Raw genomic sequence first — 25,642 nt, 5'->3', positions numbered from 1 at the left:
ACACAAAAGACCATAAGGAACCTGATAACATGAAATCTGAAATAATTGTCATCAAAGATCTGGACGCAAATGCCAAGCCGTACGCTTATTTCAGCCTCGCAACTGGCAAAGCCGTTTCTACGGACGAAGCGCAAACCGCAAATTGGGACATTGCATTCAGTAAAACGACTATTGCCGTAAACAGCGGCAGCAGCGGGCCGGGGCAAGCAGGCGCATTAGTGCTCGAACAGCCATTCGAAGCAATTCCCGAAGCGCCGAAAGACGGATATAGGTCGGATCACGACGATACATTCGCGATTCCGGGCGGCAGCGGAAATTCCTGGTATAAATATGATATGAGCGTGCACGCGATCAGGACCATTCCGGGAAGAACGTTGCTGGTAAAAACCGCCGACGGGAAGTATGCCAAGGTGCAGATCATCAGTTATTACAAAGGTGCGCCGGAAGAATTGCCAACCGAAGAATCCAGTTACTTTACATTCCGCTATGTTTTAGCAGATGAAAACGGGAAGTTTTAATTAGTTGATCAATGTGCTGGGCCTGGAAAGTGAAATTTTCCAGGCCTATTTTATTTCGCAGCGTATTTCAATGTTTGCATGTCATTTTCCAATTAATCTGAGAATTCGGCTAAACACTTTCTTAATGGGCATAGGATTTTGAGGTGAGTAAACAAATTTATACTTGACTTCATCCGGATCTTCAATCCGCTCCATGTTCACCATGCCGGCTTTTTCAAGCACCCGGATCGATGCCGCATTACTTACGTTAACATAAGCGATAACCTGCCTGGCGTTCAGCTCCCGTTTTGCAAAGCGGATTAAGCCCGTTGCGATCTCTGTTGCAATCCCTTTTCCCCAATGTTCTTCCATGATCCGGTAACCGATTTCCACGTCACTTCCATCCATATCCAGTTTGGCAACGCCTATCAGATCGCCGGAAATGCCCTCGATCAAATATCGCCCCAGAAAAGTATCGGTTCCGTATTCTGCCAGAAAAGTAGCCAGCATTTTGTCCGACTCCTGACGGTCCAGCGCGTGTCCCGTCACATATTTCATCACATTGTCATTATTACTCAACCTGAAATATTTGTCCCCATCGGCCGCGCTCATCTTGGTCAGCACAAAGTGTTCCGTCTTTATCGATTTAACCTGCATCGAGCATAAGTGTTACACTTAAATATACGCTGTTTCTCAAATAAGTCACATTATAGCCTTAGTGAATTTCAAACAGGTAGGATTAAAACACGTCAATTTGAATGAGATTCTTGATTTTATTCCTAATTAACAGTCATTAACAACCCTTAAAATTTGTTGTATACATTTGAATTATTATATTTGAACAATTGCATGTTTTTATTGAGATTCCTTTCCAATATTCCCAATCATTCTTGAATTCATTATAAAAGTATGGATTTTTTAATGTACTGATCAGATCAGCATCATGACAAAAAGAACTTTTGTATTGTTTTTCTGCCTTGTTCACTTCCTGGCTTTATCACTGTCCGCAAAGCAGCCGGGACAGTTATGCAAGCTTGATTACGGAACGGGGTTCTCCCCTTTTTCAATTGAAACAAGCGTTGAGTCGAAGGATGTGGTTATTGTGGATGATACAATCGATCCCAACCGCACCATCGTAAAAGCAGACGGCTGCAAATGGCGTGAGAATTTATCCAAGCTGCTTCGCCACCGCCACTCTACTTACCGGTTCGTATCCTTCGAAACCGTTGTTTTTTCAAATTATTACTTCCTGCGCACGCCTAAATTAATCCGTGAAAAATTACTTACGGTTAATGTCAGCCAACAAAATATTGCGCTTCCCGGCTATTACGGCTTCCTGCACCGGCTTTGTCCATTCTGAGTTTTTCAATTTAAATGCCCCGTTATGCTAACTGACGGACAGATTGCTGTGCTTTAAAAAGCACCGTTCATCTGCCCCGGATCGGTACATATGTTTTTGCTGGCTAATCAGTCAGCATTGCGACTATTCTTATTCCCGAAAAACTCAATATTACATTAACAATCAACTTATTATGAAGAATTTCAAATGGCTTTTACTTGCCATTCCAAGTCTGTTTGCTTACGGCTGCACAAGCGAAGGTGCAAGCGAATCTAAGAAAGAAACGGCCATTCCTACCATTCCGGTGACGGAATTAGTCCCTCAAAAAACCGAAGTGCACCGGGAATATGTGGGCGACATTCACGCAGTCCGCAATGTTGAAATATATGCCCGCGTAAAAGGTTACCTGGAAGAAGTTTACGTAGACGAAGGTAAAGAAGTAAGAAAAGGCCAAACATTGTTCCGGATCAACAACGAAGAATATGAGGCGCAGCTGGCATCGGCGAAAGCCAATTTGCATAGTGCCATTGCGGAGGCGAAGGGAGCCGAACTTGAACTGAAAAGAGTAAAGCTGCTGGTGGAGAAAAATGTAATTTCCAAAACGGAAGTCGAGGTTGCGGAAGCGAAACTGGCTGCTGTAAATGCGCGGATCGAAGAAGCCCGTTCGCAGAAATCGAAGGCGTCTATCCATCTGGCCCAAACCGAAATTAAAGCACCTTTCGACGGCATTATAGACCGGATCCCACATAAAATGGGAAGCCTCATCGACGAAGGAACATTGCTTACGACGCTTTCAGACACCAAAAGTGTTTTTGCTTATTTCAATGTTTCCGAAAATGAGTATCTGGAATACGTGAAAGCGCGCGGCCAGGGACAAAGTGCGACAGTCGTTGAGCTTGAACTTGCCGACGGTTCTTATTTCAAACAAAAAGGAACTGTGGAAACAATGGAGGGCGCATTTGACGAAGGAACCGGCTCTATTGCATTCAGAGCGCGTTTTCAGAATCCGGAGAAACTATTGAAACATGGCTCCACAGGAACTATCAGACTTACTAACACAGTCGAAAATGCCATTCTGGTTCCACAAAAAGCTGCCTTTGAAATACAGGATAAGAATTTTGTATATGTGCTTGGGAAAGACAACAAGATCAAGACCCGCAGCTTTGTACCAAAATCGAGGTTAGCAGGATATTACGTCGTAAAATCAGGTTTAAAATCAGGAGAAACTATTGTGTACGAAGGACTTCAGGGATTGAAGGACGGCGCAACCATTACGCCTAAAAATATCCCGCTTGACAGTCTGAATGTAAAAGCCACCAAAATAGAACTGACCGCACGGTAAGATCCTTTCACCTGAATTTTAAATCATGTTTCAAAAATTTATAGAGAGGCCGGTGCTATCACTGGTCATCTCAATCTTCATAACCTTACTTGGGCTTTTCGCCCTCTCAGACCTACCAGTTTCACAGTTTCCGGACATTGTGCCGCCTTCTGTTGTCGTAACGGCAACCTATACCGGAGCTAATTCCGAGGTTGGCGTGGACGCCGTTGCCGTTCCGCTCGAACGCGCCATTAATGGTGTTCCCGGAATGACTTACATGACCAGCGTATCGGGTAATGATGGCGTAACGACCATTACAATTTCCTTCAACGTAGGAATTGACCCCGACCTGGCGGCGGTGAACGTGCAGAACCGCGTTCAAACTGTCATTGATGAACTTCCGGAAGAAGTAATTAAAGCCGGTGTAACCACCGAAAAAGAAGTAAACAGTATGCTTATGTATCTGGACATCATGAGTTCGGATACGTCTGTTGCTGAGGACTTTGTATACAATTTTGCTGACATTAACCTGCTTAAAGAACTCAAACGGATTGACGGCGTAGGCCGGGCCGTGATCATGGGAAGCCGTGACTATTCGATGCGTGTCTGGCTAAAACCCGACCGGATGAATGGTTACAACATTTCCGCAGATGATGTTGTAAAAGCGATCCGCGAACAGAACGTCGTGGCTGCGCCGGGTAAAACCGGGGTTAGCTCAGGACGCGAAGTGCAAGCCCTGCAATATGTGCTGAAATACACGGGAAAATTGTTTGAGCCGGCTCAATATGAAAATATCGTCCTGCGCTCAAACCCCGACGGCTCCATGTTGAAATTAAAGGATGTGGCTGATATTGAGTTTGGTACGCTGGAATATGATATGGCTTCCAAGTCCAATGGCAAGCCCTCGGCATCGATCATGCTGAAACAGCGCCCCGGCTCCAATGCGCAGGAGGTGATTGCTAATGTGAAAAAGAAAGTAGCCGAATTGAAGGAGACTACATTCCCTCCCGGCATGGATTACATGGTTTCGTATGACGTTTCCCGCTTCCTGGATGCGTCCATACACGAGGTTGTACGCACATTGATTGAAGCATTTATATTGGTAATCATTATTGTTTACCTGTTTTTGCAAGATTTCCGTTCGACGCTTATCCCTGCCCTGGCCGTTCCCGTCGCCTTGATCGGAACATTCGCTTTCATGCAGTTATTCGGTTTCTCAATTAACCTTTTAACATTGTTTGCATTGGTTCTGGCCATCGGGATTGTGGTGGATAATGCCATTGTCGTCGTCGAGGCCGTCCACGCGAAGATGGCCGAAAAACATTTGGATGCGCGCGAAGCGACCATTGAATCTATGAAAGAAATGAGCGGTGCCATTATCGCTATTACGCTGGTAATGTCGGCGGTTTTCGTTCCGGTGGCATTTATGTCTGGTCCAGTCGGGATTTTCTATCGCCAGTTCTCCATCACCCTCGCTATTTCCATTGTCATTTCCGGGATTAATGCATTGACATTAACACCTGCGCTCTGTGCTTTAATGTTGAAAAATACCCACGGTCAGCCTTCGAAAAATACGCTTCTTGATAGATTTTTTGCAGGTTTCAACAAAGGTTATGATGGCATTTCGGCAAAATACAGAAAATTGCTGGGCTTGATCATCAACCGGAGGGTAGTCACAATCGGACTTCTCATTGCGTTCTGCGTAGCGACTTATGGAGTCAACACGGTTCTGCCTACGGGTTTCATTCCCACAGAAGATCAGGGTGTTATTAATGTAAATGTGACAACTCCCGTAGCAGCCACCGTGGAAAGGACCGAGGCTGTTTTGGATGAAATTCAAAAAGTGGCAAAAGGACTGGAAGCAGTAGAATCCGTTTCGTCGCTGTCAGGTTACAGCTTGATCACCGAATCCGCGGGATCTTCCTATGGTATGGCCATGATCAACCTTAAACCTTGGGATGAACGGACGGTTTCCGTGCAGGATATTATTTCCGAGATGGAAGCCAAAACAAAGCACATTACAGATGCTGAAATTCAGTTTTTCCCACCTCCTACTGTTCCAGGATTTGGTAACTCGAGTGGTTTTGAGCTCCGCGTGCAAGACCGGACCGGAAGCGATGACTTGCAGAAGACTGCCGAGATTACAAACAAATTTGTGAAGGATCTGATGGATTCGCCGGAGATAGCAACCGCATTCAGCAGCTTTGACGCAAGTTTTCCGCAGTATATGATTCATGTTGACGCAGATATCGCCGCCAAAAAAGGCGTTTCGGTAGACGTAGCGATGAGCACATTACAGACATTGGTAGGGAGTTTTTATGCTTCCAATTTCATTCGTTTTGGCCAGATGTATAAGGTAATGGTCCAGGCTGATCCGGATTTCCGGAAGAATCCTGAGGACATTTTAAAACTATATGTAAAAAACAACCGTGGTGAAATGGTCCCGTTCTCCACATTCATCCGACTGGAAAGAGTTTACGGACCTGAATTGCTGACGCGGTATAACATGTACACCTCGGCGATGATCAATGGGGATGCAGCGCCGGGTTACAGTAGCGGCGACGCTATCAAGGCCGTAGAACGTGTTGCTGCCGCCAGTCTGCCCCGTGGTTTTACCTATGAATGGTCCGGAATGACGCGGGAGGAAATCCTGTCGGGCGATCAGGCCATTTACATTTTTGGCGTCTGTCTGATCTTCGTTTATCTGCTCCTAGCCGCTCAATATGAGAGTTTCCTGCTTCCATTACCTGTTATACTTTCCTTACCGACCGGTATTTTCGGCGCATTCGTCGCATTGAAATTAATGGGGCTCGAAAATAACATTTACGCGCAAGTTTCGCTCGTCATGCTCATAGGTCTGTTAGGTAAAAATGCAATTCTGATTGTAGAATACGCGATTATCAGGCAAAAAGAAGGACGATCCGTCATTGAGGCAGCACTGGAAGGCGCCACAGAAAGGCTTCGACCGATCCTGATGACATCGCTGGCATTTATAGCCGGACTTATCCCGTTGGTGATGGCCTCAGGTGCAGGTGCGATCGGAAACCGGTCTATCGGGACCGCGGCTGCTGGCGGGATGCTGATCGGAACCGTTTTCGGGGTGATTATTATCCCGGGATTATACGTGCTGTTCGCCAGCATGGTAAGGCCCAAAAAATCTAAAATTGTAAACCAGAAAGAAGAGCTCATTCTCGAATGACACTTTCGGCAGCCGGGCGTTCGTCCGGCTGCTTCCTCTAAGATCCTGCATTCATGAAAACATATAAAAATTTATATAGCATACTGCTGATGAGCACATTAGTAACCCTGGCAGGTTGCAAGCTCACCCAGCCCATTGCGCAGAAGTCGCGCATCAGCACGCCGCAAACATTCGCCGGCCAAACCGATTCTACAGGAATTGCGGCTATGGAGTGGAAAACGTTTTTCAAAGACGCCTATTTAACGGCATTGATCGATACAGCGCTTCAGAACAACCTGGACCTGAAAATCGCAGCGCAAAGAATTGAAATGGTGCGATCCAACATTCTGGCTGCACAGGGGGCATTGCTTCCATCCATTTCGGCCGAAGTGACTGGCGGCGGCCGGAAATTCGGGGATTATACCATGGATGGCGTTGGAAATTACGACACAAATTTTTCCGAAAACATTGATGCGGACAGAAGACTTCCTGCTCCTTTTTTACCCGATTACTTTGTCGGACTCAGGAGTGCCTGGGAAATCGATATTTGGGGGAAATTAAAAACCCAGAAAAAAGCAGCATATAACCGTCTTCTGGCCACCGAAAAGGCTCGTCACGCCATCATTACCGGCCTGATCGCTGAAATTGCAAGTGCTTACTACGAGCTTATAGCGTTGGATACGGAGATGGCGATCATTCAAAAGAACATTGCTTTGCAGCAGTCTGCTGTAGAAACTATCAAGATTCAGAAAGAAGGCGGCCGTGCAAATGAATTGGGCGTGCAGCAATTCAGCGCGCAATTGTTTAATACACAAAGCCTTGAAGTTGAAAAACAACAGCAGATCATTGAAGCCGAAAACAAACTCAATCTGCTACTAGGCCGCTTTCCTCAGCACATAACGCGCAGTGACAGGTTGGAACAGACATTGCCTCAAACCACCGCAACCGGAATTCCTGCCAACATGCTGAGACGAAGACCAGATATTGCGCAAGCGCAATTCGACCTGTTAGCCAATTATTCGGAACAGCAAGCCGCGCAACTTGCATTTTTGCCATCGCTGAACATTACTGCTTTTCTGGGTTTTAATTCATTTAAAAGCAATTTACTCTTCAATCCCGGTTCCATCGCTTATAATGCAATCGGTGGTCTGGCCGGGCCGCTTATTAACAGAAAAGCGCTGAAAGCAGGACAAAAAAGAGCCGAAGCAGCAAGCCTGGAAGCATTGTTCACTTACAACAAAGCTGTTTTGACCGGTTTCCAGGAAGTAAGCACAAGCCTGAAAAAACTTGAAAACAACCGAAAAATAAACGAATTCAAAACCCAGGAAGTGGACGTGCTGCAACAAGCCGTTGTCACGTCAAAAGACCTTTTCCTGACAGGGTACGCTTCCTACCTGGAAGTGATCACCGCGCAAAGAACCGTTCTGGAAGCTGAATTGTCATTAACCGAGGTTCAAAAGAATCAGTATTTAGCATTGATTGAATTGTATCGCTCGCTGGGGGGTGGTTGGGAATAAAAGGATTACAAGCAAACCATTCCTATTCTTGTTATTACGGGTCATCTATATCATGATGGCCCGTTTTTTTCTATTTTTCCCTTTTTCAACATGCCTGGTATGGGATCAGATTTTGAATCCGTAGCTGAATAATGGCATAACACCATATAAAGAAATGGCTGATATACGTGAAAGCGTAAAAGGCTGGCTGAATGTATCCGGCTCAACTTGCACAGAAAAAAGGTTACGCTGATCATATACATTAAAAATGCCTACAACAAATTGCCGTTCCCATTTTTTTCGCTTCCTGGTAAACATAGCTTGCACGTCGAGCCGGTGATAGGCCGGTAACCTGTATCCGTTTCGGCTGGTGTAATAATTGAAAGACGCTCCCATGTATTCATATGCGCCCACAGGAAATGACGCCGCCCCGCCCGAGTTAAACTGAAAATCCATTGAAAGCGCCGTTCTTTTTGTCGCATGAAAAGTCGTTACAAACGAAATGCTATGTCGGCGGTCATACCGGGTTGGATAAGCCAAATCATTGTTAACGCCCGGAATGGTCCTATCTGTCTTCGATAATGTGTAGGTGATCCATCCGGTCAATCTGCCTGTTTTCTTTTCCAGCATTGTTTCAAGTCCCCAAGCATTCCCTTTTCCCGAGCGAACCTGCGAATCAGCATATTGATTTACAAACAGTTCGGCATTGTCGACAAGGTCAATAACTCCTTTCATCCACTTCTGATAAGCTTCAACGGAAAGCGTAACATTTTTAATAATCCGCTTGTAGCCGAAAGAGACCAGGGTTGCAGATTGCGGCGCGACATTGCTGTTGGAAGGAAGCCATACATCCGTGGGCAAACCAACAGCTGAGGAATTCAGCAAATGGGAATATTGCTTGGAACGATTCGCTGCGATTGAAAGCAAGGAAATGCTGTCTGGCATGTAATTTAAAGACCATCGCGGCTCAGCCCCCGCTCTGAAATTCATGAGTCCTCCAACTTTATAATGGGTTGAATCCTGCACACTGTCGAGGTTTTGCGAATATTCATACGCCGTACCCGGCCCTACCAACGAATAGGTGGATATGCGGAGCCCGAGATACATAGAAAATCTTCTGGACAGCTGTTTTGTATAACCGGCAAAAACGACGTTTTGCAAAGTACTTTGTTCCCTTAATGTAAAAGGAACTGTGATTGAACTATCAGATTTTGGCTTGATTGCTCCCGGACTATAATGTGTATACGTTAGCATTGCACCCGCTTTGAGGGAGGCAGTAGGATCGATGAAATAGTCCCACTCGTTTTTCAGGCCCACTTCCTGTAAACCGGCTTTCCACTCAAAATCACGCCGGTCCATCAGCAGACTGTAATTATAACCATAGTTGCTGTAATAAGCCGTTGTGTTGGAAAACAAGTTGCTACGCTCAATGCGGTTCCATCTGAACGACACTGTGTTATTTTGCCATTTCATGAAAGAGCCTTGTTGAAAAAGGTAATATTTGAACCAATCCTTTCCCGCATAGGCGGAGATGAAAAACTGGTCCTGGCTATCGCTCGACTTCCAATTGATCTTCGCATTCAGGTCATAAAAGCGAATATCATTTCCGCCAGTGAAATTCCGGAATGGATAAACATTCATTCCCTGCGCCAACTTTCCTACCAGATTTGCCGTGCTGCCTGCATAACTATATCTTCCGGAGACAATAAACGACGATCGTTCCTTCTTGATCGGCCCCTCCACGGTCAACCGACTTGCAATCGCCCCTAATCCACCAGAGACATTCAAGTGGTTAACATTACCTTCTTTCATTTTCAAGTCGACCACCGAGGAAAGTCTTCCGCCAAACTGGGCTGGAACGGTTCCCTTATAAATGTCCACTGACTTGATGGCATCGCTGTTAAACGCAGAAAAAAAGCCTAATGCATGTGAAGGATTATAAACAGGAGCATCATCCAGCAGAATCAATGTTTGATCAAATGATCCTCCGCGAACAGAGAGACCCGTATTTCCCTCAACTGCCGCCTTAATGCCGGGAAGATATTGCAACGCCTGAAATATATCCGCTTCACCTGCCATTGTACCCATGTTTTTTACCCGACTCATCTGAATGGTGGACTTGCCCGGAATAGTGTTACCTAAATCCACCTGATCTCGCTCCTTAACCTGCACTTCTTTCAGCTGTTGATTGGCAGGTGTCAGCTGAATGTCCAGTTTCAAATTCCGCTGCAAATTAACGCGAACCGATTTTTTCAGATAACCCAGATAGGAAATTTCTATCAGACAAATCCCCTTTTTAAGGCTCAGCGAATAATAACCGTATGCATTACTCTGTATTCCCGCATCCATTCCGGCAACCTTAACACTCGCATTGGGCAAGCTTTCTCCGGAAACAGCATCCGTCACTATACCGCTTAGGTTATGCCTTTGAGCGTAAGTGTTAATTGAGATGAAAAACGCCGATATTAAGAGCATTTTAGTCATGAATTTAAATGCGTTTGGTTAGCGGCGTGGTGCTAAAAATGGGTATGAATCAAGACTTGCTACATGAAAGAATCCGACGACTTTATGCTTGCTTTTAATATTGGTTGGATGATTTGCCGGGGATGGCGAATACACTCCTCCATCGCTTTTAAGGGCTTCCATTAATGATTGAAAATAGGCAAAGCTTTCTGGGGTTATAGAATAAAGAATTGCGAGGTAGTCGCCGGAAAGACTTGGGATGTAATTTCTTTTAGGGTCATCGGGTAAATTAATGTTAATACCATTGACATATCCAGCTAGATATTTATCGTCCAAAAGCAGTACCGCCCGGTTGGCATACCAAGTCATTACTGGACAAGGATTGCGACGGGGACCGTACCCATCCGGGCACAATTTTCCCATGTAGTAATTTTTTTCCGCTGGTGGCTCTTTAAAATAAATAAAGGGCATAACTCCATCAGATTTTCCAATTTCATACTTGACAAAACCCAAGCGTAAAGAATCAATTTTAGGACGACGGGGCATTGTTGCAGTTGCCTCGTACATGATGCCATCAACGTCAATTTTCAGGGTGTACGTTCTGTTTGGCTCACATTTTAATCTATCTGAAAAATAATATCCATCAAAATTATTATTATCATCGTTTTCCTTCTTCAAAGTATCAGTTTCTCCGCTGTCAGAACTGACTACAATCAAAGCATTAACAACCGGCAGCACTTCCTTTTCCTGAACGTTTCGCATCCAAGTCAACCTTACGAAGTTCCCAGTGTTCACGTTATTGAATTCACTCTCGACCACCAGAACTTTGTCATTGCCCTTGATTAAGTCCAACTCGACATTCTGTACACATGAAAGAGGAATCAGCATCAGGAGGAATGCACTAATGAATGCTAACCACAAATCATTTAAGGGACTTCTCGATAAACTGACCCATAACTTCTTCGGAAATCTCACCATAATAAATTCTGTTATTAATGATTATGGTAGGCGTAACCTTAATGCCTAACGCCCTCAACTGCTCCATACTTGCATTAATTTCATCAGCAACTTTGTCAGATTCCATACAGGTTTTACAAGCCTTGGGGTCCAGATTTAAGCTCGTCATTAAACTTTCTATTTCCTGAGATCCATTCTGACCCATTCGAAACAGCAAATCATGGGCTTCCCAAAATTTACCCTGTTTCGCGGCACACGCAGAAAATAAGATTGACTTACTAATCGACGGGGAAAGATGAACATATTCAAAGCGAACCCTATCGCCATATTTCTTGAACAACTGCTTAAAAACAGGCACTTTACTCTGACAAACCGGGCAATCAAAGTCAGAGACGATGGTGACAACGTTCAATGATTGCATGTTTCGTCGGGCGTAGGTAACGGTTCCCCGTAAGTCCAATTTAGGCGTTTCCGGCGGTTCAAGCGAAATCTTGACTTTGTATTTAGCACTCAGTTCTTTGTTGAGCATATGATTCAAAAATTTAACATAGCTCTTTTCCAGTATTCTTTGCCCTTCGTCAGTATGAAGTGGGATCAATTTAAATGGATTCTCTTCATCCACGACCCCATGCTGCAAAGCATTATCCGAGACATATTCATCCTTTGTCAATTTTTGCTTCATTTCCGCAATTCTCAGAGAGGTGACTGAATCAACACTAACATGCAGTGCCTTTGCCTCTTTGGAAATCATCCTGCTATTAATTAGCTCATTCAGTGCAATTCTCCGAACATCATAAATGGCGAAGAGATACTCATAGAGCGAGTTTTTAATCAAGTTATCCACTTCCTCCAAGCTTATTGCCTCACCCTCCACTACTGCTACTATCCTTTTTTCAGCCCGTTTCTCGCACGAACAGATGGCTACTAAACCGATGCAGAACAAGCCAAGAATCTTCAGCAAGCTTGTCATCTGCATGATCACCTTACTCGACGAATATTAAACAAAGTATTTCCAGGATCGTTGGTGCGGTCTACGCCATACCCATGCACATATGAACCGTGGGTAATGACATTGGTGGTCCAGTCAACTGAATAAAGCTGGTTAGCATTGTTCTTATTCTCATCGTCTGTTTTGAATGTTCCCATACCCGCGGCTCCTCCTACAACTGGGGAAGTAAATGTGCCGAACACTCCATAAGAAAAACCCAGATCAGGAAATTCTGCAGATTGATTTACACCAGGCGTATCTTTTCCTGCAATGGCCCAGAATTGTAGGTTAATTCCCTGACTATTTATCGTGCCAGGCCCCAGGTTACCATCGTACAGTGTGTTTGCATTATTATTGTCCTCATTGTCAAAATACACATTCCAAACTCGAGGTTCCATAAACATCGTCTTGCTATTGCCTAATCGTACCAGCAAATACTGTGTTGACTTATTTAAAGTCATGAAGGTGAAAGCACCACCCCAAACGGAACATAAAGTATGTATGCCGTTGCCATTCCCATTCACATACCAGGATCCGGTCCAGCCAGACTTTGCTGAATTGCCGTTGTCTTGATTGTCCATCATGAACTTGATTTTCGTTGTACCTGCAGGGCATGCTTCATTCATTGGTATCACTCCCACGGGGTAGGCTTCTGAAAAATCACTAGACTCGTTGTACCTGGATTCAAACTGTTTTTGATAAGCCAGAAGTCTTGATTTAACAGATGCCATAATTAATGGCGAAGCCTGAGTTTCTAGTTCTTTCGGCCCGCCAGTTTCTATTTTTAGCTCTCCCTCAGTATAAGCTGTTTCTATCTTTTCTATGACCCTCGTGATGGAGGCTTCATCCGTTCCCGAGGCATTTGTGGCTTCAAGGTCGGAGTTAGGAGTAATTTCGTCTTGACATGCTTGCAAGAGCAAAAGGGTGAACAGAAAGGAAAATAGGAATACCCAATTTCTGAAAATGTTTGATAGCATAGGCCGCGACGTTTAGTTTTAAATAACTCTACAAAGAGAGACATCTAATTCCCATCGAGCAAAAATATCTGGTTGTATAGTACGCCTCAGTTGGTTGTATTTTACAACTTGGCAGTCGGGAGAATTAATCATATTTTGCGCTCACCTTAACACACTAAAATTTAATAATATGCCCGCCTTCAGTGAGAAAATTCGTGCTGTCAGAATGATGAAAGGGATTAAACAATCGGAGCTTGCTTCTTTTTTGAATGTCCGACAGCAATCTATCAGCAAATTGGAAAACGATAAAACCAACATCAGTGGCGAGCTAGCTGAAAAGGTTGCGAACTATTTAGGCTTTCGCAGTAAGGAAGAAATGGAGCTCTTCTACGAAAAGCACATTCTCAAACACCGTCAGAAGAATGCAGAGGCAAATCATGGTATATATGAATGACATCAAATTTTAGATTCAGAATTGGTCGAACTTGATAAACTAAAAGAGCCCGAACCATTACTGGTTCAGGCTCTCATATTCTATTAAAACAATTACTTCTTCTTAGTCCCCGCCAAACTCGGCTCTTTCGATATCACGATCAAATCAGCTAGCATCCGGCTGGTTTCGGTTAGATAAATGTCTTTCTTTTTCTTAACCTCTTTTGGAGCTTCAACGGCTTTGCCGTCTTCTTCCTCCTCTTCGCCATCAGCATTGTCCTCGCCAAGTTGCTTCATAGCAAGCCTTTTTTTCTCCGCTTCGGCACGTTCTACTTTACGTTTTGATTCTTGCAAGGAAACGATCTTGTTTTCGCGTGCTTCTTTAAAATCGTTAAGCGTTTTAACCAAAGTTTTTAACTCTTCGTCCGTTTTCAAACGCTGATTGTATTTGCCTTTGAGCTGGTCAACCACTTTGGCATTAATGTTGTTGGTTGGCTCGTAGCGCGAAGATGCAATTTGATCCCAAGGCAATGCGCTTGGCTGAGAACCTTCACCGAATTCATTTACTTTAAATGCGGTTGGCAATTCCAGATCAGGCATTACACCTTTAAGCTGCGTGCTGCTTCCGTTGATTCTGTAAAATTTAGCAACTGTAAGCTTCACCTGTCCCAACTGGTCTGTTTCTTTCGGAACCCACTGGTTCAGGTCGATCAATGTTTGAACGGTTCCTTTACCGTAAGTTTGCTCTCCAACAATGATTCCGCGTTTGTAATCCTGAATGGCTGCCGCGAAAATTTCTGATGCAGAAGCACTAAAACGGTTCACCATCACGGCCATAGGGCCCTCATAAGCAATGGTAGGATCATTGTCAGACTGAACTTCAACTTCTCCCTGTCCTTCTTTAACCTGAACCACCGGACCTCTGTTGATAAACAAACCTGTCAGTGAAACCGCCTCTGTCAATGAACCACCACCGTTGTTTCTCAGGTCAATTACAATTCCGTCAACATTAGACGCTTGCAGCTCAGTAATCAGCTTTTGTACATCGCGTGTTGTGCTTGAAAACTCCTTCTCTTTATGTTGCGCGCCTTCAAAGTCACGGTAGAAAAGCGGAATGTCGATTACGCCGATTTTGTATTCTTTGTTGGCATTATTAACTGAAACGATCTCACTTTTTGCACGCTGCTCTTCCAATTTGATCTTCTCACGTACCAATCTGTATTCTTTTGGAGGTGTTCCTGAAATCGCATCCGCGGAGATTACCTGAAGCCTTACCACAGTTGATTTCGGCCCTTTGATCAGTTTCACTGCGTCATCTACAAACCAGCCGACAATATCCACCATTTTACCTTCGTCTCCCTGGGCAACTGCAATGATCTTATCTTCCTTTTTAAGCTGCTTTCCTTTGAATGCAGGACCGCCAGGGATTACTTCTACGATTTTGATATAATTATCTTCCTCACGAAGCAATGCGCCGATTCCTTCCAGCGACTGGCTCATTTCCTGTTTGAAACGGTCCGCCGAAGTTGGTGCCATATAGCTCGTATGCGGGTCCATAGACTCAGCATAAGCATTCATGAACATTTGAAAAACCTGCTCAGTACGAATGCGTCCCAATGCACGGTCACGGTTTTTATAACGGTCCTTCAATGTTGAAATAACGGCCGTATCCGCCTTGCCCGACAACTTCAAATCCAGCGCTTCACTTTTCAGATACTTGCGCCATGTGTCGTTTAGTTCGTCCGTACTCTTAGCCCACGTCGCTTTTTCACGGTCGGTGTTCATAGACTCGTCTGCCGTAAAATCAAATGGTTTCTCCTCTTTCAAAAGTCCCTGAATGTAGTCACTTCTTTCTTTATAACGTTTTCTGAAAACATTATACATCGCAAATGGCACATCCAACTCCCTCTTTTGAAGATAATCGTCAAACGAATTTTTGTATTTGTCAAAATCGGCTAAATCGCTGGCCAGATAATATAGCTTGCCATGATCAATGCCATCAATGTACTTATCAAAAATCGCTTGTGAAAGCGAATCGCTGAGCCTGGTCTTTCTGTAATGATAACTGGAAAGAATCCTGGTTGTCAGCTCCTCAGCTTTAAACTGAGCAGGAATAGGCTTGATATCCTCGTCCATTGACACCTCTGCGGCTGGTATAAGTGCCGCTTTTTCCTGAACAGGCCCCTTCTGCCAGCCCAGTAATACTACCGGAATAAGCGTGATTAAGTACTTTTTCATTGTTGAACGTTTGCTATTTAACAATCTCTAATAATTCAACCTCAAACACCAGCGCTGAATAAGCCGGGATCTGAGGGCCTGCTGCACGTTCACCATAAGCAAGTTGATAAGGAATAAATAACTTCCATTTTGAACCAACCGGCATAAGCTGTAACGCTTCTGTCCACCCTTTGATCACACCATTAACCGGAAACTCCACGGGCTCGCCTCTTTCCACCGAACTGTCAAAAACCGTTCCATTGGTTAACGTGCCATGATAATGGGTTTTCACTTTATCAGTTGCCGCAGGCTTAGGGCCTTCGCCCGCCTTGATGATCTGATATTGAAGACCACTTTCTGTTGTAACAACCCCTTCTTTCTTCTTATTTTCTTCCAGGAATTTCTCTCCTTCTACTCTGAACACAGCTCCTTTTTCCTCAGTTAATTTTTGAAAATATTCACCGATAAACTTATTGGCATCTTCTGGCGTGAATGCTGTTTTACCGCCTTTGAGCGAAGCATTGATGGTTTTTGTTAAAACCTCCGTATTAATGTCCGAAATTCCCTGAGAATTTAATGAATTTGAGAAGCTTACGCCAATGGCAGCTGACAAAGAATCCATCTTATTTTTGAGTACGGCAGGCGTCGCTGCTGCTTTTACTGGTGTGCCCGGAGCCTTCTTCACTGTTGCTGCCGGTTTTGTTGTCTTTTTGATAGTCTGTGCTTCGCTTCCTGTTGTTACCAAAACTCCTGCAACTAAGGCCGCTAAAATGGTTTTTTCTAATTTGTACATTACGCTGTAAGGATGGTCGATTAGTTATATAAATGGATTTGTAAGTGCTATTAACGAACTCAATTACAACAAAAACACAAATAGTACCTAAAAAAGTTTTAAAAATGTTCATTATGAAGGATAAACGGCGAAATCAGGATCGGCTGGGCTGTTGCGTCGCGAGCCTTGGAAAAATCTAATTTTTAGTGATAGGTTTTACCCGAAACATTCTTTTTATACTAAAATAAAACGCTACCTTTGCGGCAGTTTTCAAAAACTTACTACTATACTTTTAATAAGTCAATTATACTATGGTATCTGTTAGACCGGATGAAGTTTCGGCCATCCTGCGCGAACAACTTGCAGGAGCTAGATCAGAAGCAGAACTCGAAGAAGTAGGAACAGTCCTTCAGGTTGGCGACGGTGTTGCCCGCATTTATGGCCTTTCCCAGGTGCAGGCAGGTGAGCTGCTTGTTTTCGAGAACGGCCTTAAAGCCCTCGCGCTTAACCTCGAGGAAGACAACGTCGGAGCCGTGTTGCTGGGTGATTTTAGCGACATCAAGGAAGGAGCCACCGTGAAGCGAACCAAAGAAATCGCTTCTGTAAAGGTTGGAGACGGAATTATAGGCCGCGTTGTAAATACACTCGCTGAACCAATCGACGGAAATGGTCCGTTGACAGGTGACCTTTATGAAATGCCACTTGAGCGTAAAGCTCCTGGGGTTATTTTCCGTCAACCTGTAACTGAACCTCTTCAGACTGGTATCAAGGCAATCGACGCAATGATCCCCATCGGCCGTGGCCAGCGGGAATTAATCATCGGTGACCGCCAGACTGGTAAGACAGCTGTTGCCATCGATACAATCATCAATCAAAAAGAATATTTCGACAAAGGCGAACCTGTATTCTGTATCTACGTTGCCTGCGGACAAAAAGCTTCAACCATCAAAGGGATTGAGGCCACACTTCGCCGCTACGGAGCTATGGATTATACGGTAATCGTTGCTGCCGGTGCATCAGATCCTTCTCCAATGCAATTCTACGCGCCATTTACAGGTGCAGCGATTGGAGAATTCTTCCGGGATACAGGCCGTCCTGCTTTGGTTATCTATGATGACCTTTCGAAGCAAGCGGTTTCATATCGTGAAGTTTCCCTGCTGCTTCGCCGCCCTCCGGGACGTGAGGCTTATCCTGGTGACGTATTTTATCTGCACAGCCGCCTTTTGGAACGTGCCGCTAAGATCATCGCGGATGATACAATCGCAAGAAACATGAACGACCTTCCTCCTTCATTGAAGGGAATCGTTAAAGGTGGTGGTTCATTAACCGCTCTTCCGATTATCGAAACACAAGCGGGTGACGTTTCTGCATATATTCCAACGAACGTAATTTCGATTACGGACGGACAGATCTTCCTTGAATCCAACTTATTTAACTCAGGTATCCGTCCTGCTATCAACGTAGGTATTTCGGTATCACGTGTGGGTGGTAATGCGCAGATCAAGTCGATGAAGAAGGTTTCAGGAACATTGAAACTGGATCAGGCGCAATTCCGTGAATTGGAAGCGTTTGCAAAATTCGGTTCGGATCTTGATGCGGCTACAAAACTGGCTATTGACAGAGGTCGCCGGAATCAGGAAGTTTTGAAACAACCTCAATATTCTCCGGTTCCTGTTGAGCAGCAAGTAGCAACCGTTTATGCTTCTACAAAAGGTCTGCTTGACTTGGTCGACGTGAACCGTGTGAAGGAGTTTGAAAAAGATTTCCTTACCGTTCTGACTACTCAGCATAAAGACACTTTATCGGCATTGCGTGCTGGTAAACTGGACAACAGCGTAACAGACGTAGTTGACAAAGTTGCGCGTGAAGTTGCTGTAAAATATCGTTAATAAAATATGGCGAGCTTAAAAGAAGTCCGTAACCGGATCGTATCCGTTAATTCAACGCAGCAAATCACTAAGGCCATGAAAATGGTTGCAGCTGCAAAGTTGCGCAGGGCTCAGGACAACATCATGCAGATGCGTCCTTATGCTCAGAAGCTGGGTGATATGCTTACAACAGTGTCTTCCGGTGCAGAAAGTGCGGTGGATAGTCCTTTGAAAACGGTTCGTCCGGTTGAAAAGGTGCTTATCGTGGTTGTTACTTCTGACCGTGGATTGTGTGGTGCTTTCAATACGAATATTGTGAAAGCAACATTGCTGTTGATCGAGACAAAATATGCTGCGCAGGCGGCAAGAGGAAACGTTGAAATTTTTGCCATTGGTAAAAAAGGCGCCGAATCCCTTGCTAAAAGAGGTTTTGTAGTGAATAAAACTTACATGGACCTTTTCGGCAGATTGAACTTTGTGGCTGTTAAACAAGCCGCAGAAGAAATCATGAAAGCGTTTTCTGACGGTCAATACGATGCGGTGGATCTGGTTTATAACGAATTTAAAAACGTTGCAACCCAAATCATCCACACAGACCGTTACCTGCCGATCGCAACAGAAGATAAAACAACAAGAACGAAAACAGCCGAGGTTAACTACATTTTTGAACCAACTGAGGAAGAGATTCTTGCAGAATTGATCCCGAAGTCTTTGAAAATCCAACTTTACCGTTCTGTTCTGGAATCAAATGCGTCGGAACAAGGCGCTCGTATGACAGCAATGGATAAGGCGACTGAGAATGCTCAGGAGCTTTTGAAAGAACTGAAATTGGTTTATAACCGTACGCGTCAGGCGGCGATTACAACTGAGATCCTTGAAATTGTCGGCGGAGCAGAAGCTTTGAAGAACTAAGAGGACTTAGAAATATAATTATACAAACGGACGGATTTTGGAAATCCGTCCGTTTTCTTTTTCAAATCTCGCCAAACTTACAATATAGCGGCTTATTAGGAGTTCCAATTAAAACAAACGAACATTTCATGTTAAGATCAACATTTTCCAAATCGCTAATTGCCATCCTGCTGCTGGGAGCAACGCATATAACCTTTGCCCAGACCGTTGATGAGGTGATCGACAAACATATAAAAGCAATGGGTGGCGCAGACAAACTTGCTAAACTGCAAAGTGTAAAAATTACAGCGGAGATGGACGTTATGAATATGAAAGTGCCGATCAGCACCATCATTGTCCAGGATAAAGGCTTCCGGAGTGAAACAACTGTGCAGGGAATGACCGTTGTGCAGGCAGTCAACGGTAACACGGGCTGGACAATAAACCCGATGGCCGGACAAACGACTGCAACTGCATTGCCGGAAGAATCGGTGAAAGCGATGTCAACCGAAACGGACCTGACCGGCTTATATAATTACAAGCAAAAAGGTTACACGCTTACGCTCGATGGGGAGGAAGATCTGGCAGGGGCAAAAGTTTACAAAGTTTCCATGGCGCTGAAAAATGGAACCAAGCGTACAAACTTTATCTCCAAAGACACCTTCTACATTCTTAAAATGATCGTTGCCACAACGATCAACGGACAGGAAGTTACCTCGGAAAACACACAATCTGATTTCCGACAAATTGACGGCGTCACGTATCCTTTCACTTCCGAAGTCAAAACTTCGGCTATGCCAGGAACGGCGATGGTTTTGAAGATCAGTTCTCTGGAAGTGAATCCTAAAATAGATCCTGCGATTTTCGAAATGCCCAAGCAATAGGCCTGTTTTCACCTTTAATCAAATCCCGGATAAAAATTGTTCGGGATTTTTTTTGTGCTCATGAACTAATCTTTAAATATACGTGTATATACATTAAATGTAAAAACATTAAATACGATATAGATATGGCTACTACAACATGGGTAATTGATCCAACGCATTCAGAAGTTCAGTTTAAAGTTAAACACTTGGTTATCTCAACTGTAACCGGCGCATTTAAAACATTCGAAGGTTCGGTAGAAACAGAAACAGAGGATTTTGAAGGTGCAACCATTCTGTTTTCGGCAGATATCAACAGCATTGATACAAATCAGGCGCAACGTGATGAGCATTTGAAATCAGCAGATTTCTTTGATGCAGCGAACCACCCTAAACTGACTATCAAAGGAACATTGGTTAAAAAAGGTGATGAAAGCTATACTTTGAAAGGCGATCTGACCGTGAAAGACGTAACTAAGCCAGTTGAATTTGCTGTTGAATACGGTGGTAACATGACCGACTTTTACGGAAACAATAAATCAGGATTTGAAATCACTGGTAAAATCAACCGTAAAGAATTCGGTCTTGAATGGAGCGCAGTGACAGAAGCAGGTGGCGTGGTCGTAGGTGACGATGTGAAACTGATCGCTAACATCCAGGTTGTAAAGCAATAAGATATTATAGTAAACCATTCCTGTTAAAGCGTGGGCGAGCAATCGTCCCGTTTTTTTTATGCCTTCCTATTTCTGAATAATTGCAGGCATAATAAGGGCAAAATCGCATTGTATCGTCATTAAGTTATTACTTTTGGCTAAAAAAAGAATTCTACCTTGATAATTGAAACTCGTGCTTATGCCCGCGCCGGGCTGCTAGGCAATCCTTCTGATGGTTTTTTTGGAAAAACGATATCCATTTCTGTCAGAAATTTTGGCGCTTCCATTTCACTGTATGAATCCCCCGAACTCCATATTGAATCGGAGCCGCAGGATGAGAGCACGTTTCGCAGCATTTTTCACTTGCGCGACACGGTTAGCATGCTGGGTTACAATGGTGGGATCCCGCTGATCAAGGCCGGCATCAAAAAATTTGGTGACTATTGCGAAGATAACGGCATCCGGCTTCCTAACCGGAATTTCACTGTTCGTTACCGGTCTTCCATTCCGCGTCAGGTTGGCATGTCAGGTTCAAGCGCGATCGTGGTTGCGTTGTTCCGCGCGCTGATGCAGTTTTACAAAGTTGAAATCCCCAAGGAAATCCTTCCGCAGCTCATCATGGTGACCGAAACCGAAGAACTTGGCATTACAGCCGGGTTACAGGACCGCGTGATCCAATGTTATGAAGGCTGTGTTTATATGGATTTTGACAAAGAGCTCATTGACCGGCAGGGTTATGGACATTATGAGCGGATAGATCCGGCTTTGCTTCCCAAATTATATGTAGCGTATAACACCAACCTCAGCAAAGTTTCAGGCAAGGTGCATAGCGATGTCAGGACACGTTTTGACCGGGGTGAGACCGACGTAATTGACGTCCTGGGACAGATTGCGAAAAAAGCAGCGGACGGTCGCGAAGCACTCATCGAAGGCCGTGCGCATGATTTGCATCAGTTAATGAATGAGAATTTCGATTTGCGCTGCAAAATTTACAATGTGCCCGAGTCCAACAAAAGGCTGATCAATGCGGCCCGTTCCTGCGGCGCATCTGCGAAATTCGCGGGGTCCGGCGGAACGATCATCGGCATTTATCATGATGACGATATGCTGAACCAGCTTTTTGTAGAGCTTAAAAAACATAACGCTCGGGTGATTAAGCCGTTCGTGGTTTAGGCCATCGGTAATCCGCCGTTACCTTCAAAAGACTTAGTTAAAAAGATATATTTACCAATTAACACCAACGATGCCGAAGGCTGAATGCTAACGGCCGAAAGCCAACATCATATGATTCGTAAAGCTGTAATTCCTGCTGCCGGACTTGGAACCCGTTTTCTACCTGCAACCAAATCGATGCCCAAAGAAATGCTTCCTATTATTGACATTCCTACGATCCAGTATGTGGTTCAGGAGGCAGTTGATTCAGGCATTGAGGACATTCTGATTATTTCAGGAAAGGGAAAACGGGCCATAGAAGACCATTTCGACCGCAATGTGGAACTTGAAAGCCGTCTGGAAGAGAAGGAAGATTTGATGTGGTTCAATGAAATGCGCCGCCTTGCGGACATGGCCAATGTGCATTTTGTCCGCCAGAAAGAAGCCAACGGACTTGGCGATGCGATTTATTATGCAAGACACCACGTTGGTAATGAGCCATTTGCCGTGCTTTTGGGTGATACGATCATGGATTCTGTAATCCCGGTGACCCAGCAGTTAATGGACACTTACGAGCAGTTTGGCGGTTCCGTAATTGCAGTAGAAGAAGTAGATCCCAAGAAAGTGAACCGTTACGGAATCGTAGGCGGAACATCATTAAGCGACACCATCATGGAATTGAGCGCCCTGGTTGAAAAGCCGGCCATCGAAGTCGCACCATCCAACCTCGCCATAGCAGGCCGCTACATTCTGACGCCGGAAATTTTCAATACAATCGAGCAAACACCAAAGGGCAAAAACAACGAAATCCAGCTAACAGATTCATTGTTACTCCTTCTCAAACGCGAAAACATCTACGCACACCGCATAGAAGGCAAACGCCACGACATAGGTGATAAACTGGATTACCTGAAAACAACGGTTGAGTTTGCATTGAAAAGGAAAGAGTTCGCCGAACCGTTCAGGCAGTTTTTGATTGATATCTTGAATAAGTAGGGAGTTATTTACTAGCCTGTCAGCCTGAGCGGAGCCGAAGGCGCGTTACCAAGGAGTAGCGCGCCTTCGACTCCGCTCAGGCTGACAGGGCCTTCGACCGACCGCGGCCCGGTCCGCTCAGGCTGACAAGCCAGTAACTACTCCACCTCGTAATTAATCCTAACCACCCGCTTTCCTCTCCCATCCACTGCGCCGATTGAAATGTCGGTAATGTTTCTGCTGTTTGTCCTGATCTCCGTTTCTGCGCGTTTGGCGTCTTTTACCTTCTTACCGTTCAGGATATAGGTAACGCTGTCTTTGTGATAACCGAAAACGTCAAACCCGTGCTCGGTGAGAATGCTGCGCTTAATGTAATTGTATTTTCCGGTTTCGGGAACAGCGGACACGGGGTTTATGCGAACGCTTTGAGGCGCTACGAAGTCGTATATTTCTGATTTATTGCCCCGGATTTGTTCGTAGGTAGGGAAAGGATCTTTCTTTTTTGTCTGAGCGGAAACAGAAGTAAGCGCTGCAAAGAAGGATACAATCAAACAAATACGGGCTTGTCTCATAACTTCTAAGATTAAAATACAATTGAATTTAATCAACAAACATCAATCATCAAACACAGTGATTTTTACCTGCGATATAGTTGCGCGCTGCTTTTTGAGAATGGTGAATTCGAAATGTTTCGTTTTGAGCTTTTCACCGATAGCCGGAATTCTGCCGAATTTATAGATCAGATAACCGGCCAGCGTTTCGTAGTCACTTTCTTTCGAAATATCGTGTGGCAGTTTGTCATTAATATCCGTGATCGATGCTGAACCTAAGACTGTATATGTATTGTCGCTTTCGTTCTTCACTATGGGAATCTCGTTGTCGTACTCATCCTGAATTTCCCCAACCAGCTCTTCCAGGATATCTTCCATCGTCACAATGCCATCAACACCGCCGTATTCGTCGATAATAACAGCCATTTGTTGCCTGCTAAGCTGAAAATCCCGCAACAATGCACCGATCGGTTTGGATTCGTGAACCGTAGAGATGGGCCTGACAAGCTCAGTAAGCACGATTTCTTTTCCCTGCCTCATTCTTAAAAGCAGATCTTTCAAGTGCAGCACGCCCACAATCTGGTCTAGTGTATCTTCATAAACCGGAATTCTGGAATAGCCTTCCTCAATGACTTTTTCAAGCTTTGCCTCATCAAAATCGTTGATATCAATGCCGAAAACCTGCGGCCTTGGAATCATGATCTGCTTGGCGATCCGTTCGGAAAAATTGAATGCATTTTTGATCAGATCATAGTCTGCCGCTTCAATCATGCCGCTATCTTTCTGCTGCTGAACTAGATATCGCAACTCATCGCTGCTATGCACTTCGCTCCCGTGCGAAGGCGTGATGCCTACTCCTTTAAGAATAAAGTTAGCAATGCCATTCAGCATCCATACAACCGGCCTGCAAACGAGATAGAAGCCATGCAGCGGATACGAAAGGAATAAAGTCGTCGCTTCGGGGCGTTGTATCGCAATGGATTTAGGCGCCAGCTCACCAAAAACAATGTGCAGTACCGTTATAATGGCGAAAGCGGCCGGCAAAGCGATCTGATGCGCCAGCTCAGGTTCCAGTGAAATACCCACCAGCTCCATTCCCCCGATCAGTATTTTGGAAACGACCGGCTCCCCTATCCAACCCAAGCCAAGGCTTGCAAGTGTTATCCCAAATTGAGTAGCAGCCAGATATCCATCCAGATTAGCAACGATTTTTTTTGATAAAACGGCCATTGGATTCCCCTCCTGCGCTTTTTGCTCCAACTGCGAGGCTCGGATTTTCACAATCGCAAACTCCGCAGCCACAAAAAAACCATTCAACAAGACGAGTACTAATGTTATTAAAACCTGGATAGCCATTCAAGATGTATTTTAAAAAAAAGGGTAATGAAACGCATGTTATGAAAAAATTATTCCAAATAATAACAGAAACGCATAGACCGATATGTATTACATTTGAAATACGATGATTATTAACTTTAAGCATAAAGGATTAAAGTTGTTTTTCGAAAGCAATGATTCGTCCAGGTTGCAACCACACCACATTGAAAAAATCAGAAGAATTCTTTATCGATTGGACGAAGCTAGTTCCGTAGAGGAAGTAAATATTATAGGTTGGGGTCTTCACCAATTGAAAGGCGATCGGAAAAACCATTGGTCGATTAAAGTCAATGGAAACTACAGGATCACATTTCGGTTAGACGTTGATTATGTAGACTATCATTAAGTAATATTATGGCAAAGAGGGGAATGATGCCTCCGCATCCGGGTTCAATGATCCGTGATGTTATTGAGGGGATAAAAAATGAAACAGGACAAGATTTGACCATTCGGCAGGTAGCCGAGGGCATGGGTATCGCACCGAAGACACTTTCAAATATCTTGAACGAGCATCAGGGTATCACATCAGAGATAGCCGTCCGATTGTCGGAAGCATTCGGATCAAGTCCTGAATTTTGGCTAAAACTCCAACGTGATTACGAGCTTTGGCATGCCGAAAAGAAAATAAACAGATCTGATATCAGGCACTTTCTGCCTAGTCGCAAACAGGGACTGCAATCTGCGTAGAGATGCAGC

Annotated in this window: 23 protein-coding genes; 14 read left to right on the top strand and 9 right to left on the bottom strand. The window is 44.5% G+C overall.

The features are described from left to right. Positions 1–29 precede the first annotated feature (29 nt). Positions 30–518 carry an HmuY family protein gene (locus G395_RS29425; RefSeq protein ID WP_051350165.1) on the top strand — a complete coding sequence of 163 codons (489 nt, stop codon included), beginning with the start codon at positions 30–32 and terminating at the stop codon, positions 516–518. Between the two features lie 81 nt (positions 519–599). Here G395_RS29425 and G395_RS29420 read toward each other — a convergent pair whose 3' ends face one another. After that, positions 600–1,154 (bottom strand): GNAT family N-acetyltransferase, encoded by a 555-nt coding sequence (locus tag G395_RS29420; protein WP_051350164.1) that lies wholly within the window; start codon positions 1,152–1,154, stop codon positions 600–602. A 286-nt stretch (positions 1,155–1,440) separates the two neighbouring features. On the opposite strand from G395_RS29420, the gene G395_RS0114105 reads away from it, so the two are divergent. From G395_RS0114105 to G395_RS0114090, 4 genes are all read left to right on the top strand, one after another. Beyond that, complete coding sequence (locus tag G395_RS0114105; RefSeq protein WP_026630637.1) at positions 1,441–1,857, top strand: hypothetical protein; 417 nt, start codon at positions 1,441–1,443, stop codon at positions 1,855–1,857. Positions 1,858–2,029: 172 nt separating this feature from the next. Continuing rightward, positions 2,030–3,178 (top strand): efflux RND transporter periplasmic adaptor subunit, encoded by a 1,149-nt coding sequence (locus G395_RS0114100; RefSeq protein WP_026630636.1) that lies wholly within the window; start codon positions 2,030–2,032, stop codon positions 3,176–3,178. A gap of 25 nt (positions 3,179–3,203) precedes the next feature. Beyond that, entirely contained in the window at positions 3,204–6,356 is a 3,153-nt protein-coding gene (locus G395_RS0114095) for an efflux RND transporter permease subunit (RefSeq protein ID WP_026630635.1), read from the top strand. Between the two features lie 53 nt (positions 6,357–6,409). Then, positions 6,410–7,852 (top strand): efflux transporter outer membrane subunit, encoded by a 1,443-nt coding sequence (locus tag G395_RS0114090; RefSeq protein ID WP_026630634.1) that lies wholly within the window; start codon positions 6,410–6,412, stop codon positions 7,850–7,852. 105 nt (positions 7,853–7,957) lie between these two features. Here G395_RS0114090 and G395_RS0114085 read toward each other — a convergent pair whose 3' ends face one another. From G395_RS0114085 to G395_RS0114070, 4 genes are read right to left on the bottom strand one after another with little or no spacing between them, the layout of a single operon-like run. Beyond that, positions 7,958–10,306, bottom strand: coding sequence for a TonB-dependent receptor (locus tag G395_RS0114085; RefSeq protein ID WP_169720039.1), 2,349 nt, complete (start codon positions 10,304–10,306; stop codon positions 7,958–7,960). 27 nt (positions 10,307–10,333) lie between these two features. Beyond that, positions 10,334–11,182, bottom strand: coding sequence for a DUF4249 domain-containing protein (locus G395_RS0114080; RefSeq protein ID WP_026630632.1), 849 nt, complete (start codon positions 11,180–11,182; stop codon positions 10,334–10,336). A 34-nt stretch (positions 11,183–11,216) separates the two neighbouring features. Next, entirely contained in the window at positions 11,217–12,227 is a 1,011-nt protein-coding gene (locus tag G395_RS0114075) for a thioredoxin domain-containing protein (protein WP_026630631.1), read from the bottom strand. 2 nt (positions 12,228–12,229) lie between these two features. Next, a complete protein-coding gene (locus G395_RS0114070) occupies positions 12,230–13,216 on the bottom strand; it encodes a hypothetical protein (protein ID WP_026630630.1) in 987 nt (328 codons plus the stop codon). 169 nt (positions 13,217–13,385) lie between these two features. Here G395_RS0114070 and G395_RS29415 point away from each other — a divergent pair, with 169 nt between their 5' ends. After that, positions 13,386–13,649: a helix-turn-helix domain-containing protein gene (locus tag G395_RS29415; protein WP_035361335.1), complete on the top strand. Its 264-nt coding sequence runs from the start codon at positions 13,386–13,388 to the stop codon at positions 13,647–13,649. Positions 13,650–13,741: 92 nt separating this feature from the next. Here G395_RS29415 and G395_RS0114060 read toward each other — a convergent pair whose 3' ends face one another. Then, a complete protein-coding gene (locus G395_RS0114060; protein WP_026630629.1) occupies positions 13,742–15,865 on the bottom strand; it encodes a carboxy terminal-processing peptidase in 2,124 nt (707 codons plus the stop codon). Between the two features lie 13 nt (positions 15,866–15,878). Further along, on the bottom strand, positions 15,879–16,637 hold the full coding sequence (gene bamJ, locus G395_RS0114055; RefSeq protein ID WP_026630628.1) for a BamJ family beta-barrel-assembly machinery protein: 759 nt from the start codon (positions 16,635–16,637) through the stop codon (positions 15,879–15,881). A gap of 290 nt (positions 16,638–16,927) precedes the next feature. Here bamJ and atpA point away from each other — a divergent pair, with 290 nt between their 5' ends. The 6 genes from atpA to galU all read left to right on the top strand — a co-directional run bounded on the left by atpA (position 16,928) and on the right by galU (position 23,039). Continuing rightward, entirely contained in the window at positions 16,928–18,505 is a 1,578-nt protein-coding gene (gene atpA, locus G395_RS0114050) for a F0F1 ATP synthase subunit alpha (RefSeq protein WP_026630627.1), read from the top strand. 6 nt (positions 18,506–18,511) lie between these two features. Further along, the gene (gene atpG / locus G395_RS0114045) at positions 18,512–19,396 is read left to right on the top strand and encodes an ATP synthase F1 subunit gamma (protein WP_026630626.1); all 885 of its coding nucleotides are present in this window, start codon (positions 18,512–18,514) and stop codon (positions 19,394–19,396) included. Between the two features lie 128 nt (positions 19,397–19,524). After that, positions 19,525–20,259, top strand: coding sequence for an outer membrane lipoprotein-sorting protein (locus G395_RS0114040; protein ID WP_026630625.1), 735 nt, complete (start codon positions 19,525–19,527; stop codon positions 20,257–20,259). 125 nt (positions 20,260–20,384) lie between these two features. Then, positions 20,385–20,912, top strand: coding sequence for a YceI family protein (locus G395_RS0114035; RefSeq protein WP_026630624.1), 528 nt, complete (start codon positions 20,385–20,387; stop codon positions 20,910–20,912). 156 nt (positions 20,913–21,068) lie between these two features. Continuing rightward, positions 21,069–22,064 (top strand): mevalonate kinase family protein, encoded by a 996-nt coding sequence (locus G395_RS0114030; RefSeq protein ID WP_026630623.1) that lies wholly within the window; start codon positions 21,069–21,071, stop codon positions 22,062–22,064. 111 nt (positions 22,065–22,175) lie between these two features. Next, the gene (gene galU, locus G395_RS0114025; RefSeq protein WP_026630622.1) at positions 22,176–23,039 is read left to right on the top strand and encodes a UTP--glucose-1-phosphate uridylyltransferase GalU; all 864 of its coding nucleotides are present in this window, start codon (positions 22,176–22,178) and stop codon (positions 23,037–23,039) included. Between the two features lie 137 nt (positions 23,040–23,176). Here the strand turns inward: galU and G395_RS0114020 are convergent, their stop codons facing one another. Further along, positions 23,177–23,590 carry a hypothetical protein gene (locus G395_RS0114020; RefSeq protein ID WP_026630621.1) on the bottom strand — a complete coding sequence of 138 codons (414 nt, stop codon included), beginning with the start codon at positions 23,588–23,590 and terminating at the stop codon, positions 23,177–23,179. A 42-nt stretch (positions 23,591–23,632) separates the two neighbouring features. Next, positions 23,633–24,925, bottom strand: a complete 1,293-nt coding sequence (locus tag G395_RS0114015; RefSeq protein WP_026630620.1) for a hemolysin family protein — start codon at positions 24,923–24,925, stop codon at positions 23,633–23,635. A gap of 106 nt (positions 24,926–25,031) precedes the next feature. Between G395_RS0114015 and G395_RS0114010 the strand changes: the two genes are divergently transcribed. Both G395_RS0114010 and G395_RS0114005 read left to right on the top strand, forming a co-directional pair. Next, entirely contained in the window at positions 25,032–25,292 is a 261-nt protein-coding gene (locus G395_RS0114010; protein ID WP_026630619.1) for a type II toxin-antitoxin system RelE/ParE family toxin, read from the top strand. 8 nt (positions 25,293–25,300) lie between these two features. Beyond that, positions 25,301–25,633, top strand: a complete 333-nt coding sequence (locus tag G395_RS0114005) for a HigA family addiction module antitoxin (protein WP_026630618.1) — start codon at positions 25,301–25,303, stop codon at positions 25,631–25,633. The last annotated feature ends 9 nt before the right edge of the window (positions 25,634–25,642 follow it).

Origin of the sequence: Dyadobacter alkalitolerans DSM 23607, assembly GCF_000428845.1 — a bacterium.
Lineage (GTDB): Bacteria > Bacteroidota > Bacteroidia > Cytophagales > Spirosomataceae > Dyadobacter > Dyadobacter alkalitolerans.
The sequence above is the reverse complement of the archived record's forward strand: the minus strand, read 5'-3'. Positions and strand labels throughout refer to the sequence as shown.

Excerpts from the sequence above, each read along its gene's own strand:
- G395_RS29425 (WP_051350165.1), top strand. The coding sequence starts at position 30 with ATGAAATCTGAAATAATTGTCATCAAAGATCTGGACGCAAATGCCAAG.
- G395_RS29420 (WP_051350164.1), bottom strand. The coding sequence starts at position 1,154 with ATGCAGGTTAAATCGATAAAGACGGAACACTTTGTGCTGACCAAGATG.
- G395_RS0114105 (WP_026630637.1), top strand. The coding sequence starts at position 1,441 with ATGACAAAAAGAACTTTTGTATTGTTTTTCTGCCTTGTTCACTTCCTG.
- G395_RS0114100 (WP_026630636.1), top strand. The coding sequence starts at position 2,030 with ATGAAGAATTTCAAATGGCTTTTACTTGCCATTCCAAGTCTGTTTGCT.
- G395_RS0114095 (WP_026630635.1), top strand. The coding sequence starts at position 3,204 with ATGTTTCAAAAATTTATAGAGAGGCCGGTGCTATCACTGGTCATCTCA.
- G395_RS0114090 (WP_026630634.1), top strand. The coding sequence starts at position 6,410 with ATGAAAACATATAAAAATTTATATAGCATACTGCTGATGAGCACATTA.
- G395_RS0114085 (WP_169720039.1), bottom strand. The coding sequence starts at position 10,306 with ATGCTCTTAATATCGGCGTTTTTCATCTCAATTAACACTTACGCTCAA.
- G395_RS0114080 (WP_026630632.1), bottom strand. The coding sequence starts at position 11,182 with ATGCTGATTCCTCTTTCATGTGTACAGAATGTCGAGTTGGACTTAATC.
- G395_RS0114075 (WP_026630631.1), bottom strand. The coding sequence starts at position 12,227 with ATGCAGATGACAAGCTTGCTGAAGATTCTTGGCTTGTTCTGCATCGGT.
- G395_RS0114070 (WP_026630630.1), bottom strand. The coding sequence starts at position 13,216 with ATGCTATCAAACATTTTCAGAAATTGGGTATTCCTATTTTCCTTTCTG.
- G395_RS29415 (WP_035361335.1), top strand. The coding sequence starts at position 13,386 with ATGCCCGCCTTCAGTGAGAAAATTCGTGCTGTCAGAATGATGAAAGGG.
- G395_RS0114060 (WP_026630629.1), bottom strand. The coding sequence starts at position 15,865 with ATGAAAAAGTACTTAATCACGCTTATTCCGGTAGTATTACTGGGCTGG.
- bamJ (WP_026630628.1), bottom strand. The coding sequence starts at position 16,637 with ATGTACAAATTAGAAAAAACCATTTTAGCGGCCTTAGTTGCAGGAGTT.
- atpA (WP_026630627.1), top strand. The coding sequence starts at position 16,928 with ATGGTATCTGTTAGACCGGATGAAGTTTCGGCCATCCTGCGCGAACAA.
- atpG (WP_026630626.1), top strand. The coding sequence starts at position 18,512 with ATGGCGAGCTTAAAAGAAGTCCGTAACCGGATCGTATCCGTTAATTCA.
- G395_RS0114040 (WP_026630625.1), top strand. The coding sequence starts at position 19,525 with ATGTTAAGATCAACATTTTCCAAATCGCTAATTGCCATCCTGCTGCTG.
- G395_RS0114035 (WP_026630624.1), top strand. The coding sequence starts at position 20,385 with ATGGCTACTACAACATGGGTAATTGATCCAACGCATTCAGAAGTTCAG.
- galU (WP_026630622.1), top strand. The coding sequence starts at position 22,176 with ATGATTCGTAAAGCTGTAATTCCTGCTGCCGGACTTGGAACCCGTTTT.
- G395_RS0114020 (WP_026630621.1), bottom strand. The coding sequence starts at position 23,590 with ATGAGACAAGCCCGTATTTGTTTGATTGTATCCTTCTTTGCAGCGCTT.
- G395_RS0114015 (WP_026630620.1), bottom strand. The coding sequence starts at position 24,925 with ATGGCTATCCAGGTTTTAATAACATTAGTACTCGTCTTGTTGAATGGT.
- G395_RS0114010 (WP_026630619.1), top strand. The coding sequence starts at position 25,032 with ATGATTATTAACTTTAAGCATAAAGGATTAAAGTTGTTTTTCGAAAGC.
- G395_RS0114005 (WP_026630618.1), top strand. The coding sequence starts at position 25,301 with ATGGCAAAGAGGGGAATGATGCCTCCGCATCCGGGTTCAATGATCCGT.